Raw genomic sequence first — 18,061 nt, 5'->3', positions numbered from 1 at the left:
GAGTTTTTATGGACAGTCAAGTTATTTCGTTAATGCAGGTTCATTTTGTGCACTTTCCTCTTTTTTTGGCATTTGGCGGACTCCAAATGCAACACGTTTAATGTTAAACAAGTGATTGACCGTAACATTGTCAGATGTAACGTTGTTGCCAATAGCACCGCAGCCAAGAGTCAAGGACGGTTTTACGTTCACTGTAGCGCCAATAGCGCCAAATGTTGTACCGGCATTTACAATGATACGTCCTGCTGGTTTATCGATTGTGTAAGCTTCGATTACTTTTTCATCCTCAGCGTGAATTCCGACTGTGTGACCAAGTCCGCCTGCATCAAGAAGTTTTTGGGCAAGCTCGCTTGCTGCTTGCATATCTTTCACTGTATAAAATGCTAGCGTTGGAGATAGTTTTTCAATTGAGAATGGATATTCTTTCCCAACTCCTGTTTCTTCTGCAACGATCACTTTCGCCTCGGACGGAACTTCAATACCTGCCATTTCACCAATCACTTGAGGTGACTTTCCTACAATTTTTGCATTCAGTCCACCGTTTACGAGAATGATGGATTCTACTTTTCGTTTTTCTTCTTCATTCAAGAAATAAGCGCCTTGTTTTGTCATCTCTGCAACAACTTTCTCTTTAATCGACTCATCCACTAAAAGAGCTTGTTCAGAAGCACAAATTGTTCCGTAGTCAAAAGTTTTGCTTTCAATAATAAGTTCAACAGCTTTTTCGATATTGGCACTTTCATGAATGTATACAGGTACGTTTCCAGGACCTACTCCGTATGCTGGTTTTCCGGAGCTGTAAGCAGCTCTTACCAATCCAGGACCGCCTGTGGCAAGGATGACATCAGTTAATTTATGCTTCATCAGCTCGTTTGTTGCTGCCAATGTTGGTTGGGTAATGCACAAAATCAAACCTTTTGGTGCTCCGGCACGCTCTGCTGCTTCTTGCATAATTCTTGCCGCTTCCGTTGTACATTTTGCAGCAGCTGGGTGAGGGCTGAAAATAATCGCATTTCCTGCTTTAACTGCGATCAATGATTTAAAAATGACTGTTGAGGTAGGATTTGTAGATGGAACAATTCCTGCAACGATCCCTACAGGTTGAGCAACTTCCCATACGCGGTTTTCTTCATCGCGACGAATAATCCCGACTGTTTTCACATCCTTGATAGAATTGTAAACATCATTCGCTGCGAACAGATTTTTTACTGTTTTATCAGGAACATTCCCGAAGCCAGTCTCTTCGACTGCCATAGCAGCCAATCGCTCAGCTTCTTCCCTTGCCGCTTTAACCATGCTTTCAACAATATGATCAATCTCGCTCTGATTCATCTTTGCCATTATTTTTTGAGCTGTTTTCGCTTCCTCAAGGTAATTTCTTACTTCTTGGATAGATTGTAAATCAATATCTCGCAACATCTTTGCTTCGCTCCCTTTCATAGTTTTCATTTCACTAGCAGATTCATATTGTCATGATCTCAAATGACACTATTTCAATTTTGTTCGCTTGAACAAGCATCATTTTTTGTGTTTCTGCCCTCACCTCCTCAAATGCTAGCAGTTTGACATCACTGATCCTTGTCATGACCACTTTATCGAACGACGATCTAATCTGATGTCGTCACCAATATGCAAAACTCCTTCTTCCAATACTTTCGCTTTTTGACAAAGAAGAAGCATTTCAACCACCCAAAAATTGATAACGATTACAAAAAAGCGGTTTCATAAAACCCGAAAATTTGTTGAAGTATATTTTTTATTTATTTAAATATCTAGAATCATCGATATAAATAATTACAAATCGATAATTCTCGATATCTGAATCTATAAATATAATAAAACAAAATAAAAAGGGATTCAAGCCAAAAGCAACAATTAAAAAAATAGGCCTATAAATCCCTTGATAATAATTCATTCAATTTTTTGATGTTCTCTTCATCCCTTTTATAATATGTCCATTGCCCAACACGTTTTGCCTTTATCAATCCGGCATTTTGCAGCATCGATAAATAATGGGATACAGTAGATTGTGACAGTCCAACTTTTTTATGGATATCACTCACACATACTCCATCTTCATGTATATCACCGTGCTGCGGTTTGGGAAAGTGAGCTTCCGGATTCTTGAGCCATTGTACGATTTGCAGCCTCGTTTCATTTGACAAGGCTTTAAACACTTCTAAAAGTTCCATTGCTACCTCCAATTGACAATACTTATATTTCAAAACAACAGCGGAATAAAATTTGCATTAACAGACAATAAAAACACAAACAACGACAATCCTAAAACGGAGGTTGATCACTCTTGCATGGATAGATTAGCATATAACCAACAAATCTACAATACCTTGACGACTAGCTCTGATTGTTGACAGCGTGGCAGTGATCATTAGCCCCTAAAACGTAATAATTTTTTTATTAATTCAATAATACACGAAGCCCAGCCATAAAAGCAAAATCCAAGTCTTTTAGCAATAAACTGCTTTATTTTCTGTAAAGCCCTGATAATAAAATTACATGCAATTATAATCAACTTGATTCTTGAACAGTCAATCAGCCTCCTCAGCGCTTCATGTTCAAACACAACCTTATAAACATGTTTTCAGAGCAGCCAATCAAAGATGAACTGTTGAATCTTTGATCCGGATGATCGTAAAAACAAATTCATTGTTCCTTCTATAAGCGAAAGACAGCTATATTGAATGCGGACAAAATCCTTTTCAGACACACTTGCAGAGCGAAATTGTTTTTAGATTGTGGTGAAAGCGCGCTGAACACCATTGCATAATCAGGCGAATCATTGCATATAGTTCATGTTTGTTTTCATCATACACTTGATCACTATAGCATCCTTATCATCCAAGTAAGAGCTCCAAATATTCTCTTGTTTTTCCTAACTTTAAAACCAATAAATGATACGCCATAATTATTATACATCTTGATTCGTTTTTTCGAATCACACATGAAAGTTTTTTCACTGACGGCTTAAAAAATATCGATCCAAATTTTCGCTGCCGTCGCTAAAATTAAGACAGCTAAAATTACTCGGAGTACTTTTGTGCTCATTTTTTGTCCTGCTTTTGCACCTAAAGGAGATGCAATCAAACTTGCAATGACCATAATTATTGCAGGAATGAATTCAACTTGGCCCGTTGTGATTTTTGCAAATGTCGATCCGATTGAGGAAATAAACGTGATCGCTAATGAGGAGGCAATCGTCATTTTCGTTGGAATTTTTAGAACAGAAAGCATAATCGGCACTAATAGAAAAGCTCCTGCCGCTCCGACGATTCCTGATCCAATTCCGATCAAAAATGAAAGCGAAGCTGCCAGCCATTTATTGAAGCTCACCATGCCCAATGGAATATCATCAATCCCTTTATTTGGCACGAACATCATCAAAACAGCAAATGCTGCTAAAATGCCGTATACAAGATTAATGCTTCCTTCACTCATCATCCTAGAAACGTATCCGCCAATGAAACTTCCAATTAAAATACTGCACCCCATATAAAAATTAACGACTTATTTAAGTATCCACCTTTCCGATAGACTAAAACACCGCCAATCGTCTTAAAAAATACTTGGACGGCACTAATTCCCGATACTTCATGGGCGCTGAACGCAGCAAGGCCAAAAAGCGGGGGCAGGTAAAGAAGCATCGGATATTTAATAATGGAACCGCCAATCCCAACCATACCGGAAAGGAAGGAACCGATAAAGCCAATAAGAAACATTACGATAATAAAATTGAACGTTATTTCCATTGATATACTACTCCTTTGATGTTGTTGTTAAAATGGGCTTGTCTAAAAAGTCCATAAAAACAGAGCGAATGGAGAAAACAATGAGTTTTTCCATTCGCTCTGTTTCCTTATTTTTGAAATTGGTTTGGGAATTTGCGGCCCATTTCAGTATGTTGTGGGCCATTGCCACAATCCCGAATTCTGTTCGGACTTTATGAAGCCCCCGTAACAGAAATCGAGTGAAACGCAAATTGCCCTTGATGTTACCGAACACACTTTCGACATCCACTTTACGCTTCGCATAAAGAGCTGCCTTTTGTTCGTCACCAAGAGCTGCTTTGGCTTTCGCTTTCATTTCTTCATAAATCGTGTTCCAATATACTCGACGATTTCCTTTGGCTTTCGTACACCCATTCTTCAACGGGCAATCCGTACAATCTTCACACTCGTACACTTTCAAATCTTGTATGTATCCAGATGCATTTTTTCTTTTTTGATAATACTTGAATACGACTTTCCGATTGTTCGGACAGATAAAGCAATCGTCTTCTTCGATGTATTTCCAGTTTTGTACTTTTGATAAATCCTTTTTAAACTTTTTACTTTGTTCCTTCAAATAGGTTTGGTATGGGGCTAATAATTCAAAACGAGGTTCTTTTTCTTCGCCAATCGCATATAAATAGTTTTCTTCACTCGCATATCCTGCATCGGCAATGACATACTTGAGTTTCTTTTCCTTCGGCATCGATTCCAATAACTTTTCCATAAATGGTTGGAAACAGCGAGTATCTCCTGGATTTTGATAAATTTCAAATCCCACGATAAATTGATGTTGTGTGGCGAGTTGAACATTATAACCCGCCTTGAGTTGGCCGTTTTTCATATGGTCCTCTTTCATTCGCATAAAAGTGGCCTCATGGTCGGTTTTCGAGTAGCTATTTCGTTCACCTAGAATCTGTTTTTGTACTTTGTATTTTCGTAATCGTGGAAGATAATCCGTTTGAATCGTTTTCAGTTGTTTGGTGAGTTGGGATTTTTTAGAGCGAAGTTCTTTTTTTCTTTCTTTGTCTTCTTCCTGTTTATAATCTTTTTCCAAAGCTTCTATTCTCTCAGAAAGTTGTGCCGATGATTTTTCTAATTCTTCTTCTAATTGTTCTTCTTTTAATTCCTCCAAGGCGATTTGGTGCGCTTCTTGTAGAAACGATTGAATTTTGGCTCGTAGTTTCTGATCATATTTTTCTACGGATTTTCGCCATACAAACGTATATTTGTTGGCATTCGCTTCTATTTTCGTACCATCCACAAAAATATGGTCGAGGTCGATAAGTCCTTGTTCTACTAGTTGAAGGACAAATTGTTCAAATACAGAATCCATCATGTTTGACATACGAACACTACGAAAATCATTTATTGTGCGATGGTCAGGGGTTTGCAATCCCGCCAACCACATCATCGGAAGATTTTCTTTCACCATTTGCGCTATTTTCCGACTTGAATAAACATTTTGAGTGTACGCATATAAAATCACTTTCAATAACATTTTAGGGTGATAGGGTGCACGACCCCCACCAACATAATGAGTATACAACACTTCATCCGGAATCGATTCCACCATTTCATCCACTAAACGGGCGACATGATTTTCAGGAATATACATTTCGATATCTAAAATGCTCATGACTTGACGATTGCAATAAGGTTGGAAAACTAGTTTTTTGCGTTTCTTATTCTTTTGAACCTCTATTTTTTGAATACCCTCTAGAGTCATTTCTAATTGCGTGTTATAATTTTCTTGAATAGTCATTTGATTATTCATAAGAAATCGTCCTTTCTGTAGAATGTTTTTTGGTCAATTTCATTCTATAAAAAAGGACGATTTTTTTGTACCCTAAAAACAGAAAAAAGGGCTGAGCCCAAGGTCGATTCAATCGACTTTTCGGACAGCCCCCTAGTAAGTGAATTATCCTTTTTAATTCGAAAATGATCGATCATGTTCTTTTTTTCATCATCGTATGCCTATTGCTTGATGCCCAAGGCGATAAATGAATTTTCGTCCCAATGCAATGAACCATCGATTAATTCACAATAAGGGACAATTCAATATTGAGAAATTTTGCCTTTCATTTTCCAATTGCAAAATAGTTCGCATGTATACTATAAAAATGTTTTTTTGTTGTTTAAAGATTTTTTGTACCTTTATCATATATTTGTATATTGATAACCAACTGTTCAATCATTGTTCAAGCGATCCATTCCATTCTGACATACCGGGGACAATATTCCATACGTTTGAAAACCCTTTTTCTGCTAATTTCTGGGCTGCCAAACTACTGCGCGTTCCCGTGCGGCAGACGACATAAATGGTCTTATCTTGCGGGAGTTCCTTGATCCGTTCCTCCAATTCTCCAAGAGGAATTGACAAGGCACCAGGAATATGCCCAAATGCAAACTCTGCCGGTTCACGGACATCTAAAATGATAATTGACGGATCATTTATTTTGTCTGCTAATTCTTCATTGCGAATAACATGGGGGAATTTCGCTTCATTCTTTGCCTCGCTCTCACTTGCTCTACGAATATAGTGCTTTAATATCCCCTCTTCTTCAATTGTACCGAGATAGTGATGTCCAGTGCTTTCTGCCCATGCTTTCATATCCGCTTTCGATCCTTTGTCTGTTGCTTGTACCTCCAGTACTTGTCCAGGCTGCAACTTATGAATCGCTTTTTTCGCTTTGACAATCGGCAGCGGACAAGACAACCCTTTAGCGTCTATTGTCATATCTACTTGAATCATGACTTTCTCCTCCTTAAATGGGAACTATTCTACAGGATCTTCTTATTTATGCATCAATTTCCGCAACTTTCCGATAGTTTTCGGCTCGTCTGCTTTTTCCTTCAAACAGCAGGCGAGAGTATTTTCTTTTTCTGTATCTAGTTCATTCTCCGAAACTTGAACAGTCAGGGCGTAATATTTATGGAACTAGAAATTTTCCTAAATCGACTTCTTCTAGTTCATGAACATCAATAACATTGAATGTTTTCCTTTTATGGAACAACGCCTCAAATTTCTTTAGCAGAATAGTTGTTTCATAGCAACCTTTATGACCAAGAGTTCATGCCGCCTTTTACATTGGTTACACGCTGAAATCCTAATTTCTTTAATAATTTGCTTGCTTTGGCGCTTCTCATTCCACTTTGACAAATCACAATAACTTCTTTATCTTTTGATAGTTCATGAACTCGTTTTGGAAGCTCGTGAAGCGGAATATTTTTAAAACCAGGAATATGATTCGTATGAAACTCAATAGGTGTGCGTACGTCAATGTAATGAACATCTTTTTTCGTAATTCCTTCTTTAATTGCACTACAGATATGATTCGCACTCCTTTTATGGGCAGAAACCGATTGACAACGAACCATATCACCAATAGAACTAGACCAATATTAATAATGGTTTGAACCATAGGCCCCACCTTAAATAAACAAATTGACATTTCCTTCAGAAGCATCTGCTAAATACGCAGCAACCCCTGCAAATTCGATGCCGTCTATTAATTCATCCTGTTGGAGTCCTAAAAGATCGACTGTCATTTGGCAAGCAACCAGCTTTATTCCTTGTTCCTTTGCCATATCGATTAATTGCGGCAGCGGCACAGCATTATGTTTTTTTATCACCCGCTTAATTAACTTCGCTCCTATTCCGCCAAAGTTCATCCGCGACAGTCCCATGCGGTCAGCACCACGCGGCATCATTTTCGCAAACATTTTTTCTAATAATCCTTTTTTCACCGGAACTGTCGAATCTTTACGCAATGCGTTAAGCCCCCAGAACGTATGAAAAATTGTAACCTCATGGTCATAGGCAGCAGCGCCGTTCGCGATAATATACGCTGCCATCGCCTTATCATAGTCACCGCTAAACAAGATGATCGTTGTTTTTTTCTTTTGCTCCGACACTTTGTTTCCACCTTCTTCCCAAAATACTCATAGGGGTATAAAGATAGCAAAAATTATCCCTTTTTGATCCAAAACGTAAAAACGCCATTTTCTTCTTTCATATTAACAACCGTATGTCCACTTGCCTTTGCCCAAGCGGTCAAATCGTTTTTGGAACCTTTATCCGTTGTATGCACCTCTAAAACTTGACCAGCTTCTAACTCATCAATTGCTTTTTTTGCTCTTACGACTGGCATTGGGCATGCAAAACCCTTTGCATCTAATACTTTATCTGCATTCATTGTCAATGACCTCCTTTAATATTACCATTACCCCTATATGTATATTAATAGGGATAAAAAAATCTGGGGGTGTCTAATAAGTCGTTTTTACGGCTTATTGACGTCCCCATTAATGTTTTAGAAACGTTGATATATCGGTGTTTATGATTTTTTGTTTTCAATGGGGATTTGACTTTCTGGACAGCCCCAAACTTTTAACGACTTTTTACCAACAGCTCTACAGCTTCTTTTACAAGGTGTTCCGTTTTTTCTCCATTTTCTAAGCTTTCACGGATACATTGCTCTAAATTGGAACTTACAATAACAGCAATAGTGCGATCAATAGCGTTTCGTGCAGCAGAAAGTTGAGAAATCACGCTTTTGCAGTCCTTTTCTTGTTCCATCATACCAATAATCCCTTTTACTTGTCCTTCAATTCGTTTTAGGCGGTTTTTGATTTCTTTGCTGTATTCCATTTGGCATTTCTCCTTTCTTTGCAAGGACAATCGGCCATTGAATAGCTCTTCACTTTAAAACCGCGGCTGCGCAAAAAGCGAATGCCTAAATTTTTTCCTACTTCATCACTTGCAATCACATGGATTGGTTTATCAGGAATTTCATAAACATGCCGTTTTAAATAAGCAAACGGTATGTGAAAGGAATTCGCAATGGGATAATGATTTGTTTTTTCGTTGTAATCACGAAGATCTAGAATCGTTAAAGAATTTATACTTTCATCGCGGTAGTCAACACACGGAACTCCTCTTATTGGATAATACCGCCGATAGACAGATATTGATAACAAAATAAATAAAGCCAAAAGCAGTATTCCTTCCAATTCTTCTTTCCACCTCATTCATTGTTTTTATTTATGAACAATTATATACATGTATAAGTATATAATCAACCGATTTATTTTTCTAAACAAATTTTTGGAACAGAGGCATTTTCTTTATTTGTTAGTTATCAATATAGCTTTCCCTTTACTTAATTTAAAAAATATTTGCGGAGGGAGAAAAAGGAGACTCGGCATGAATGACTCAAGTCTCCTTTTTTTAATCATTACCGGACTGCCCAACGGTTTGGACCGATTTCCATCTCGCGTTGCTGCTCTTCATCTGGATGAAGCTTTCCCATATTTGTTTGCCGAATTTCCTGATAAACATTCGGTTGCGGAGGCAAGTTTTCCGTCACCGTTTTTCGAAACTCTTCTTCGCTCGCGATATTGAGACCATGATTTTTTGCGTACAACATACCTAATGTAGTACCAACACTACCATCGTCATTCATTTCACCCGGTACCATAAAATGTGCAGGCAAAACCAACAGGTCATCTGCTAATTGTTTATAGCGCTCATATAATGTCTTGCGCAAATCCCCACCCAATCCTGCGCTTTTCCAGCCAAATCCGGACGACCGATCGAATCGATAAATAAAACATCTCCCGTTAGTAAATATTGGTCATCTATAATAAACGAAGTGCTGCCAATTGTATGTCCCGGTGAGTAAACAGCTTCGATCACTGCATGACCGACCTGAATGCGGTCCTCATCTTGAATCGATGCATAGGAAAAGGTCACTTCTGTCGCATCTTTTGGAGGCAAATAGTACGTCGCTCCCAATTGTTCAGCTAACTTGCGGCCGCCGGAAATATGGTCTGCGTGCAAATGGGTATCAATGACATATTTAATAGAAATCTCGCGTTCCTTCGCAAACTCAACGTATACATCCGTCATGCGATTTGTATCAATAAGCGCACCTTCTCCGTTTGATTCGATCAAATAGGACAGGCAGCCTTTCCCGAGACGGACAAATTGATAAATCGCACCGCCGTTTTTCAGCTCAGCGATTTTGACCGGTTGTAAATGCTCGCTCCACGCTTTCATACCGCCTTCAATGGAATAAACATGTGAAAAACCTTCTTGTTCAAGCTGTTCGGCAACAAATAGCGATGATCCTTATAGAGCAGCTAGTCACATTTTATTTCCAATCCGGATAAAGATCCGTGCGTCGATCACGCCACGTGGTGACAGAACCGCTTTCGCGAACCTGATATAACAGCTCTAAATCGAGATCAGCGGTTACAATCATATCATGATTGATTTCTCCTTCTACCAAGATGCCGCGCGGAGGAAATGGGATATCGTTCGGTGTAATCACCGCCGCTTGCCCAAAATTTGCCCTCATGAAATCAACCGTAGGAAGGGAACCTACCGTACCAGTGGTGACGACATAAACTTGATTTTCGATTGCTCTCGCATGGCTGGTGTAACGAACACGATAAAATCCGTGACGATCATCGGTGCATGAAGGGCAGAAAATGACATCAGCCCCTTTCGCCTTTGCCATTCGAACGATTTCTGGAAATTCGATGTCATAGCAAGTCAACATCGCAATGGTTCCCTTGTCTGTTTCGAACACCTGCAAGCTTTCTCCAGGAGACATATTCCATTCCTTTACTTCCGTCGGAGTGATATGAAGCTTTGGCTGTTCGGCAACTCTTCCGTCTGGATAGAATAAATAAGCAACGTTGTATAATCGTCCGCCTTTACGGATGACATGGGTTCCTCCAATAATATGCATCTTTGTTTGCTTAGCCAAATTAATAAATAAAGACCGATATTGTTCTGTAAAATCAGGAAGATCTTGAATGGTCAAAGGTTGCCCTTGCTGGTTGCCAATAGACATTAGCTGGGTGGTGAAAAATTCCGGAAACAAGACAAAATCCGCCCCAAACTCTTCGGCTGTTTTAATATAATGTTCTACTTGTTTGGCAAATTCCTCAAACGATTGGATGGTATGAAGATGATATTGAACTGCTGAAACTCTCAGTTTCATAGTCTCCCCCTCTCTTGTTATCCATCTAGTAACGTTTCGCCCCAGTCAGTGGCGATACTGATATTATTAGACACATCATTCAATTTAACAAGTACACACTTTTGTGTTACATAGTGTGGAAAAGTATACTAAAAGAGGATAAACGAAAAAAAGGAGAATAAAAAAGAAGTCTGTAGAAACGATGAGGGATCTGATGATAGAGGCGATGCTTTGTGATCTGCAACCACATACATACAAAAAAACCAACGGACAGTGGATCTTTCATAAAGATGGTTGTCCGCTGGTTTTTTAACGTCTAATATAAACTTATTGCTTTCTTCATCTCTATATCGATAAGTGTGCATTTTCTATGAAAATTGCCTGCCTATAAAAGTATATTAAGGAGTACGAGCAGGGAGTTTTCGAAGCTTTAAAGGAGGAAAGTTTTTTCTACTTGGCGGCCTCATTGATTTTTACTTGACCTTTGACAACAGTCTCCATATAGTTTCTGCCCCATTCATACATAGCATCAAGAATTGGCATCAGACTTTTTCCATGCTCGGTCAGTGAATATTCTACTTTTGGTGGAACAACAGGATAGACTTCGCGATGAACAATTTGATCTTCCTCCAGCTCTCGCAACTGGTTAACAAGCATTCTTTGGGTGATCCCCGGCATGAGAGCTTTTAGTTCACTAAACCGCTTCTTTCCCCCTTTTCCTAGATGCCATAAAATAAGCATTTTCCATTTACCGCCTATAACAGAGAGTGTTAATTCTTTTTCACAGTTATACGTCTTGCCGCAAACGTGTCCCATCGTTTCACCTCCCATGTTTATTACAGCCCATGGTATACTCATTTTCACTTTATAATAATAAAACACATACTGTCAAATAAATGTATAAAGTGCGTACTTCTCAATAAATTTTATACGCATTATACTAGCATCTGTAAACCAATTACGAGCACTGGAGGGAGCAGCATGAATCGTTTTACTATTCCGCGCGATATTTATTTCGGAGAGAATGCTCTCGATGTTTTAAAAACGCTGGAAGGAACAAAAGCTGCCCTCGTCTTTGTTGAACTTTCATGAACGAAAAAATACAAGAACAAGACCTTCTTCCTGTTCACAAAAATACCAATTCTTGCAATGTAGTAAACCTTGTTACATCTGCTCTATCAGCTTTATTCTTTTTGAAAAATGTTTCAAAAAGACAGGGGGGATAACATTGGATTCGATGACCTTTGTCTTGTTTGGGGCAACAGGTGATTTAGCTAAACGAAAAATTTTCCCTGCATTATATAATTTATTTCTCGACCAAAAAATGCCTCAGTCGTTTTCCGTTATTGGGGTGAGCAAAAGAGAATTATCCGATGTTGAATTTCAAGCATATGTGGAAAATTCATTAAGAACATTTTCTAGACGTTTGACAAATGACCGTTCCAAAATGGAAGAGTTTCTCCATGCGTTTCGTTATACTTCTTTAGATGTAACGAATGCCCAAGGGTATAAAAAGTTGCTTGAAATGGTTCAACGACGTGAAAAAGAATTGAATATTCCTGAAAACCGCATGTTTTATTTATCTGTTGCGCCGGAATTTTTTGAGGTGATTGCAGCAAACATCAAGGAAAGTGGACTAGGATCCGCCAAAGGTTGGAAACGCCTGATTATCGAAAAACCGTTTGGTCACGATGTAAAATCAGCGCAAGATTTAAATAAAAAGTTAAGTCAAGCTTTTGAAGAAGACGAAATTTATCGAGTAGATCATTACCTTGGGAAGCCGATGGTCCAGAACTTGGAAGCTATAAAATTTGCCAACTCTGTATTTCAAGCAATCTGGAACAATCAGTATATAGCCAATGTACAAATTACAGCTAGCGAAACGGTTGGAGTTGAAGAAAGAGCAGGTTATTATGACCAGGCAGGGGCCATTCGCGATATGGTTCAAAATCATATGTTACAATTGTTGATGATGACCGCTATGCACCTTCCAAAACGGATCAGCGCAAAAGACATCCGGAATGAGAAAAGAAAAATCATGGAATCTCTTCGGCCAATACAGAAAGAAGAAGTAAGTTTACACGTTGTTCGCGGTCAATATGGTCCTGGAGAAATCGATGGAAAACCAGTTGTCGGATATAAAGAAGAACCCGGAATAACTGCTTCTTCAACAACGGATACGTTTGTTGCGGCTCGTTTGTGGATTGATGATGAGGTTTGGAGAGGGGTACCATTCTATATCCGCACAGGTAAAAGAATGAAGGAAAAGTCCACACGTATTGTGATTGAATTCAAAATCCATTAAAGGAATGGTATTTACCGAAAAATGAGAAAACAGCTCCTAATCTTTTAGTGATTCAAATCAATCCGAACGAAGGAGTTTCATTGCAATTAAATAATAAAAATGTATTAAACGATGGAAGGATTGAACCCGTCCATATGCACTTTACGACTAATCAGAAAGATGTACCCGAAGCCTATGAGCTCTTGATTTTCGACTCTTTATGCGGTGATTCGACTTTCTTTGCTCATTGGAACGAAGTTGAACTATCTTGGAAGTGGGTTCAACCCATTTTGGATGCATTTGAGGAGAATCTCCTTCCTCTTCACTCATATCTTGCAGGTTCGATGGGACCAGAAGCTTCTCATCAATTATTGGAGGAGGCCGGATTTCATTGGTGGTAGTTAAGCATGACTATAGGTTGTCAATATAAGAAATAGAAGCCACATTTAACAACAAATTTTCCTTACCTTATAAGATTAAAGACGTTTTTAGGAGGTCATTAACATGAAAATCGGGTTAATCGGTTTAGGAAAAATGGGATTCAACTTAGGTAAAAATCTCATCGACCATAAGCACGAAGTAGTAGCGTTCGATGTAAATGCAAATGCGGTTGAAGAAATAAAAAAATATGGAGCCAAAGGCGTATCTAATTTAGAGGAGCTCGCTCTATCATTAGAAAAACCAAGAATTATTTGGATCATGGTTCCACACACAGTGGTTGATTCGGTAATTGGCGAAATTACACCATTTTTAAGCAAAGGAGACATTGTCATTGATGGCGGCAATTCTCACTATAAGGAATCGATTCGTCGTTATAACGAACTAAAGGAGATTGGAATTCACTTTATGGATGCCGGAACCTCTGGTGGAGTGGAAGGTGCTCGTAACGGAGCGTGTTACATGGTTGGAGGGGATTCTGAAGCTTGGAACGTTGTCGAGCCTCTTTTCCGAGATACCGCTGTGGAAAATGGGTATTTATATACAGGAAAAGCAGGTAGCGGCCACTTCTTAAAAATGGTCCACAATGGGATTGAATACGGGATGATGGCGGCCATTGGTGAAGGATTCGAAATATTGGAGAAAAGTGAATTCGATTATGACTACGAAAAAGTGGCAAGAGTGTGGAATCACGGTTCTGTTATTCGTTCATGGCTCATGGAATTAACAGAACGCGCCTTTTCTAAGGATGCAAAATTAGAGGAAATCAAAGGGATTATGCATTCTTCCGGTGAAGGAAAATGGACAGTCGAAACGGCTTTAGATCTACAAACCGCTACTCCTGTCATCGCTATGTCTTTATTGATGCGGTATCGTTCATTAGAAACCGATACATTTACAGGCAAAGTGGTAGCCGCTTTACGCAACGAATTTGGTGGACATGCTGTAGAAAAAAATGAGGAGGAATAAGCCGTTATAATCATTTGAAGCATCTCCAGAAAAAACTTTTAAGGAAACAGCATAAAACTCCTCTATTTTCGATCAGAGAAATACAACTATCCATTCATGATAAATGAACTTCTCAATTTGAAAAAGCTGACTCTAAACGATCACGTGTAGGGTGACCGTTTGTGCCAGCTTTTTATTTCCGATAATAATCGCACGAAAACCGTCTGACAAGCCGATGCGGGATAATAATGCGCTTAATCGGTTCGTTCGGGTTAGCGATTTTTTCGATTAAGTTTTTCGTTGCTTCGTAGCCGAGTTGGAAGATATGAATGTCGACCGAGGTTAACGGCGGGCGTGACATTTCCGCCAGCAGCGTGTTGTTGAAGCTGACGATCGAAATGTCATCGGGAACGCGCAGTCCCATTTCATCCAATGTCTTCAGCACGCCTAAGGCCATTAAATCATCGGCAACGACGAGCGCTGTCGGCGGCTCAGCGAGCGAAAGCAGCTCTTTCATCGCTTCTTGGCCGCCTTCCTGCAAAAATTCTTCGTGCATGATATAGTCTTCGCGATAAGGAAGGCCCGCTTCTCTCAAAGCCTCCTCGTAACCATGCAATCGGTCGACAGTCACTAAATATTGCTTATTGCCGCCGACAAAAGCGATTCGTTCATGGCCGCGCGCGATCAAATGCTCCGTCGCTTCTTTGCCCGCCCGGTAATTGTCATTATCGACATGGGTGATTTGTTCTTCCTTTTGATGCGGCTTCCCGATGACGACAAATGGGAATTGATGTTTTTGCAAATATTTCATCAGTCTATCATTGATGCGCGAATATAATAAAATCACTCCGTCGACGCGGCGGCCTTGAAGCATGTCCACAACCCCTTCGTAAATTTCTTTTTCTTTTTCGCCTGTGGACATTTGCAAAGCGTATTTTTTTTCATGTGCTACTTTGCTGATGCCGCGGATGACTTCTGGAAAGAACGGGTTTTGCAGCGCCTGTTCCGCTGCGCTTGGCATGACAATGCCGATCACCTGTGTTGCTTGATTGGCCAAACTGCGCGCAATAAAATTCGGATGATAGCCAAGTTCTTTCATTGCCTGTCGCACTTTTCGCTTCGTCTTCTCACTAATTCGCGGACTGTCGGCAATAACGCGGGAAACCGTGGAGGGAGCCACGTTTGCTCGTTTTGCAACATCTTTTATCGTAACGTTCATCATTTACTCCCCCATTCGATGCTCATTCACTTTGGATGAGTAGGATACGCTGATGAGGATCAAATATCGCATTTTGTTCGTTTCCATCGATCGTGACTTTCGTCTGTTCCGTCGCGTGATGAATTGCAAAAGAGAGCTTCCAACTTGGTTGATACGTTCCTTCGCTTTTCGTTACGATATGCACGGAATTTTCGCCATATTCGACCTCAATATACATGCGTAAATAATCTCCCTTTTCGTAAGAGAACGTTTGTCCATCATCATCATACAGTACATACGTCGCTTTGCCACCATTGGCCTTATAAATATGAACAGTCCGATGTTCGTCCGGCATTTCTGTCGAACGCTTAACGTCACCTAAGGCAATAGCCGATCCTTGTTTAATGAAAATTGGCAATGTCTCTAAATCCGCAGAAATTAAATGGTATTGGCCGCCTTCTAGCACTTCGCCTGTCCAATAATCCACCCAGTTTCCTTTCGGGAAATAAGCGACGCGACGGGTCGTGCTCGGCGTCATGATCGGCGCAATTAATACATTGGCACCAACGAGAAATTCGTCATACAGATTATACGTGTTTTCATCATCCGGGTACTCGAAAAACAATGGTCTCATGACAGGTGCCCCTGTTTCATGTGCCTCCGCAAACAATGTATATAAATGTGGAAGCCACTGATAGCGCAATCGAATATATTTTTTTATGATGCGCTCATATTTTTCCCCAAACGCCCACGGTTCTTGACGGCGGAACCCAATCGCGCAATGATTGCGAAAATATGGCGTAAACGCCCCTACTTGCATCCATCGCGTCAACAGCTCTCCATTCGTGTTATGGGCAAAACCGCCAACATCCGGACCGCAAAACGCAACTCCAGATAATCCTAAGTTCATACACATCGGCAGTGACATTTGCAAGTGTTCCCAGAAGCTGCGATTATCCCCCGTCCATACCGCGGCATAGCGCTGAATGCCGGAAAAGCCAGCGCGTGTTAATAAGAACGGGCGCTTTCCGTTTAATAATTTTTTCATTCCTTTATACGTTGCTTCTCCCATCATAAAGCCATACACGTTATGAAGCTCGCGATGCGTTTTCGGATCGCCGTCGTTGTCGTGTATCACTTTGACGTCCATCGTTTTCGTTTCGTTAAAAACGGATGGTTCGTTCATGTCGTTCCAAATGCCTTCAATGCCTAAATCCGTATAAAATTGGTGCTTTTCTCCCCACCATTTTCGCACCTTTTTATTTGTAAAATCCGGAAACGCGCTCTTGCCCGGCCAGACTTCTCCAAAATAAACGTTTCCTTCGATATATTTGCAAAAATAATCATGGCGAATGCCTTCCTGGTAAATGACGTATTCTGGGTCTTCTTTCACTCCGGGGTCGACAATCGGAACAACACGAATTCCTTTTTGTTTTAAATCGGCAATGAGCTGCTTCAGATTCGGAAAACGGTTACGGTCAAACGTAAACACGCGATAGCCATTCATGTAATGAATATCTAAATAAATGACATCAAGCGGAATGTCTTTTTCGATAAACGTTTGTGCGATCTCTCTTACTTCTTGTTCGGTTTCATAGCTATAGCGGGATTGATGATACCCGAGTGCCCATTTTGGCGGAAGCGGCATTCGGCCGGTAAGATCCGTATATTGTTCTAACACGTCCTTTGGCGTTGGACCAGCAAAAACGTAATAATCAATGGCCCCTCCTTCTGCGGAAAAACAATACTCATCGGTCGCTGTTTGAAAATCAAATGTTGTTTTGTACGTATTGTCAAAGAAAATGCCATGCGCACTTCCATTTCGCACCGTCATAAAATACGGATGGGATTGGTATAACGGGTCCGTTTCCGGATTGTGTGGCGCATACACATCCGTATTCCACATCGTCATTGTTTCGCCACGCTTATCGAGGAACCCTGTTTTTTCACCAAATCCGTAAAAATGGTCAGCTTCATCCATCATTTTAAAACAGCATACTTCTCCTTGGTAGGTAAACGCCATCCCCTTTTTTCCTTCCGCAACAAGCAGTCGTCCATGATTGTCGTAAATGCGGGCGCGAAACGGTCGTTTTTGCAAAACAACCGTCAGTTTTGCCGATGTTAACGTCACCTCTTCCTCGGTTTCATGTACGGAGGCATCTACTTTTTCCGGCTCTTTTACGACAGCGACACTTGTGGACAAACTTGTTTCGCCAAAAGGGTTGAAGGCGATACGGACAATATCTTCACGGTAAAATCGAATTTTGACGATTCCTGTGTCGCAATGGAATGAAAATACGTGTTCCGTATGAGAAAATGTATGCATATTCCCGATGTCGATCCGGTGCGTTTCTTGCGTTTTGTCATCTTGTTCCGGCTGAATGGCGAAGCTTGTATCCTCGAGCATCTTTTT

At 40.2% G+C, this 18,061-nt stretch carries 13 protein-coding genes and 4 pseudogenes; 2 read left to right on the top strand and 15 right to left on the bottom strand.

The genetic code is table 11. The features are described from left to right. Positions 1-21 precede the first annotated feature (21 nt). From NSQ41_RS09200 to NSQ41_RS09140, 13 genes and pseudogenes are all read right to left on the bottom strand, one after another. The gene (locus tag NSQ41_RS09200) at positions 22-1,419 is read right to left on the bottom strand and encodes an acetaldehyde dehydrogenase (acetylating) (RefSeq protein ID WP_339211512.1); all 1,398 of its coding nucleotides are present in this window, start codon (positions 1,417-1,419) and stop codon (positions 22-24) included. 470 nt (positions 1,420-1,889) lie between these two features. Then, on the bottom strand, positions 1,890-2,192 hold the full coding sequence (locus NSQ41_RS09195) for a metalloregulator ArsR/SmtB family transcription factor (RefSeq protein ID WP_063389511.1): 303 nt from the start codon (positions 2,190-2,192) through the stop codon (positions 1,890-1,892). A 793-nt stretch (positions 2,193-2,985) separates the two neighbouring features. Then, a pseudogene (locus NSQ41_RS09190) lies at positions 2,986-3,767 on the bottom strand (sulfite exporter TauE/SafE family protein). 7 nt (positions 3,768-3,774) lie between these two features. Further along, the gene (locus NSQ41_RS09185) at positions 3,775-5,562 is read right to left on the bottom strand and encodes an IS1182 family transposase (RefSeq protein ID WP_339211509.1); all 1,788 of its coding nucleotides are present in this window, start codon (positions 5,560-5,562) and stop codon (positions 3,775-3,777) included. A 417-nt stretch (positions 5,563-5,979) separates the two neighbouring features. Continuing rightward, complete coding sequence (locus tag NSQ41_RS09180) at positions 5,980-6,540, bottom strand: sulfurtransferase TusA family protein (RefSeq protein WP_327873931.1); 561 nt, start codon at positions 6,538-6,540, stop codon at positions 5,980-5,982. Positions 6,541-6,845: 305 nt separating this feature from the next. Beyond that, positions 6,846-7,210, bottom strand: a pseudogene (locus NSQ41_RS09175) (rhodanese-like domain-containing protein). A 10-nt stretch (positions 7,211-7,220) separates the two neighbouring features. After that, on the bottom strand, positions 7,221-7,703 hold the full coding sequence (locus NSQ41_RS09170) for a DsrE/DsrF/DrsH-like family protein (protein ID WP_066246720.1): 483 nt from the start codon (positions 7,701-7,703) through the stop codon (positions 7,221-7,223). A gap of 53 nt (positions 7,704-7,756) precedes the next feature. Further along, entirely contained in the window at positions 7,757-7,984 is a 228-nt protein-coding gene (locus NSQ41_RS09165; protein ID WP_066246718.1) for a sulfurtransferase TusA family protein, read from the bottom strand. A 194-nt stretch (positions 7,985-8,178) separates the two neighbouring features. Then, positions 8,179-8,439 (bottom strand): metal-sensitive transcriptional regulator, encoded by a 261-nt coding sequence (locus NSQ41_RS09160; RefSeq protein ID WP_063389517.1) that lies wholly within the window; start codon positions 8,437-8,439, stop codon positions 8,179-8,181. After that, complete coding sequence (locus NSQ41_RS09155) at positions 8,406-8,801, bottom strand: sulfurtransferase (protein WP_339211506.1); 396 nt, start codon at positions 8,799-8,801, stop codon at positions 8,406-8,408. The genes NSQ41_RS09160 and NSQ41_RS09155 overlap by 34 nt, the downstream gene beginning before the upstream one ends. Before the next feature lie 224 nt (positions 8,802-9,025). Next, positions 9,026-9,921 (bottom strand): annotated as a pseudogene (locus NSQ41_RS09150) (MBL fold metallo-hydrolase); the annotation flags it as partial. A 22-nt stretch (positions 9,922-9,943) separates the two neighbouring features. Continuing rightward, on the bottom strand, positions 9,944-10,801 hold the full coding sequence (locus NSQ41_RS09145) for a carbon-nitrogen hydrolase family protein (RefSeq protein ID WP_339211503.1): 858 nt from the start codon (positions 10,799-10,801) through the stop codon (positions 9,944-9,946). Positions 10,802-11,230: 429 nt separating this feature from the next. Beyond that, entirely contained in the window at positions 11,231-11,596 is a 366-nt protein-coding gene (locus tag NSQ41_RS09140) for a winged helix-turn-helix transcriptional regulator (protein WP_339192796.1), read from the bottom strand. Between the two features lie 412 nt (positions 11,597-12,008). Here NSQ41_RS09140 and zwf point away from each other — a divergent pair. After that, positions 12,009-13,465, top strand: a pseudogene (gene zwf / locus NSQ41_RS09135) (glucose-6-phosphate dehydrogenase). 103 nt (positions 13,466-13,568) lie between these two features. Next, positions 13,569-14,471, top strand: coding sequence for a phosphogluconate dehydrogenase (NAD(+)-dependent, decarboxylating) (gene gnd, locus NSQ41_RS09130; protein ID WP_181555732.1), 903 nt, complete (start codon positions 13,569-13,571; stop codon positions 14,469-14,471). A gap of 172 nt (positions 14,472-14,643) precedes the next feature. Here the strand turns inward: gnd and NSQ41_RS09125 are convergent, their stop codons facing one another. Both NSQ41_RS09125 and NSQ41_RS09120 read right to left on the bottom strand, forming a co-directional pair. After that, the gene (locus tag NSQ41_RS09125) at positions 14,644-15,669 is read right to left on the bottom strand and encodes a LacI family DNA-binding transcriptional regulator (protein ID WP_339211501.1); all 1,026 of its coding nucleotides are present in this window, start codon (positions 15,667-15,669) and stop codon (positions 14,644-14,646) included. A 22-nt stretch (positions 15,670-15,691) separates the two neighbouring features. After that, positions 15,692-18,055: a glycoside hydrolase family 31 protein gene (locus NSQ41_RS09120; RefSeq protein WP_339211499.1), complete on the bottom strand. Its 2,364-nt coding sequence runs from the start codon at positions 18,053-18,055 to the stop codon at positions 15,692-15,694. Positions 18,056-18,061: the final 6 nt, after the last annotated feature.

The sequence above is a fragment of the Aeribacillus sp. FSL K6-8210 genome, from assembly GCF_037963925.1.
GTDB lineage: Bacteria > Bacillota > Bacilli > Bacillales > Aeribacillaceae > Aeribacillus > Aeribacillus composti.
This window is presented reverse-complemented; position numbering and strand designations above follow the sequence as displayed.

Coding starts and splice junctions, on each gene's coding strand:
- NSQ41_RS09140 (WP_339192796.1), bottom strand. CDS start 11,596: ATGGGACACGTTTGCGGCAAGACGTATAACTGTGAAAAAGAATTAACA.
- NSQ41_RS09185 (WP_339211509.1), bottom strand. CDS start 5,562: ATGAATAATCAAATGACTATTCAAGAAAATTATAACACGCAATTAGAA.
- NSQ41_RS09160 (WP_063389517.1), bottom strand. CDS start 8,439: ATGGAATACAGCAAAGAAATCAAAAACCGCCTAAAACGAATTGAAGGA.
- NSQ41_RS09125 (WP_339211501.1), bottom strand. CDS start 15,669: ATGAACGTTACGATAAAAGATGTTGCAAAACGAGCAAACGTGGCTCCC.
- NSQ41_RS09145 (WP_339211503.1), bottom strand. CDS start 10,801: ATGAAACTGAGAGTTTCAGCAGTTCAATATCATCTTCATACCATCCAA.
- gnd (WP_181555732.1), top strand. CDS start 13,569: ATGAAAATCGGGTTAATCGGTTTAGGAAAAATGGGATTCAACTTAGGT.
- NSQ41_RS09120 (WP_339211499.1), bottom strand. CDS start 18,055: ATGCTCGAGGATACAAGCTTCGCCATTCAGCCGGAACAAGATGACAAA.
- NSQ41_RS09200 (WP_339211512.1), bottom strand. CDS start 1,419: ATGTTGCGAGATATTGATTTACAATCTATCCAAGAAGTAAGAAATTAC.
- NSQ41_RS09165 (WP_066246718.1), bottom strand. CDS start 7,984: ATGAATGCAGATAAAGTATTAGATGCAAAGGGTTTTGCATGCCCAATG.
- NSQ41_RS09195 (WP_063389511.1), bottom strand. CDS start 2,192: ATGGAACTTTTAGAAGTGTTTAAAGCCTTGTCAAATGAAACGAGGCTG.
- NSQ41_RS09180 (WP_327873931.1), bottom strand. CDS start 6,540: ATGATTCAAGTAGATATGACAATAGACGCTAAAGGGTTGTCTTGTCCG.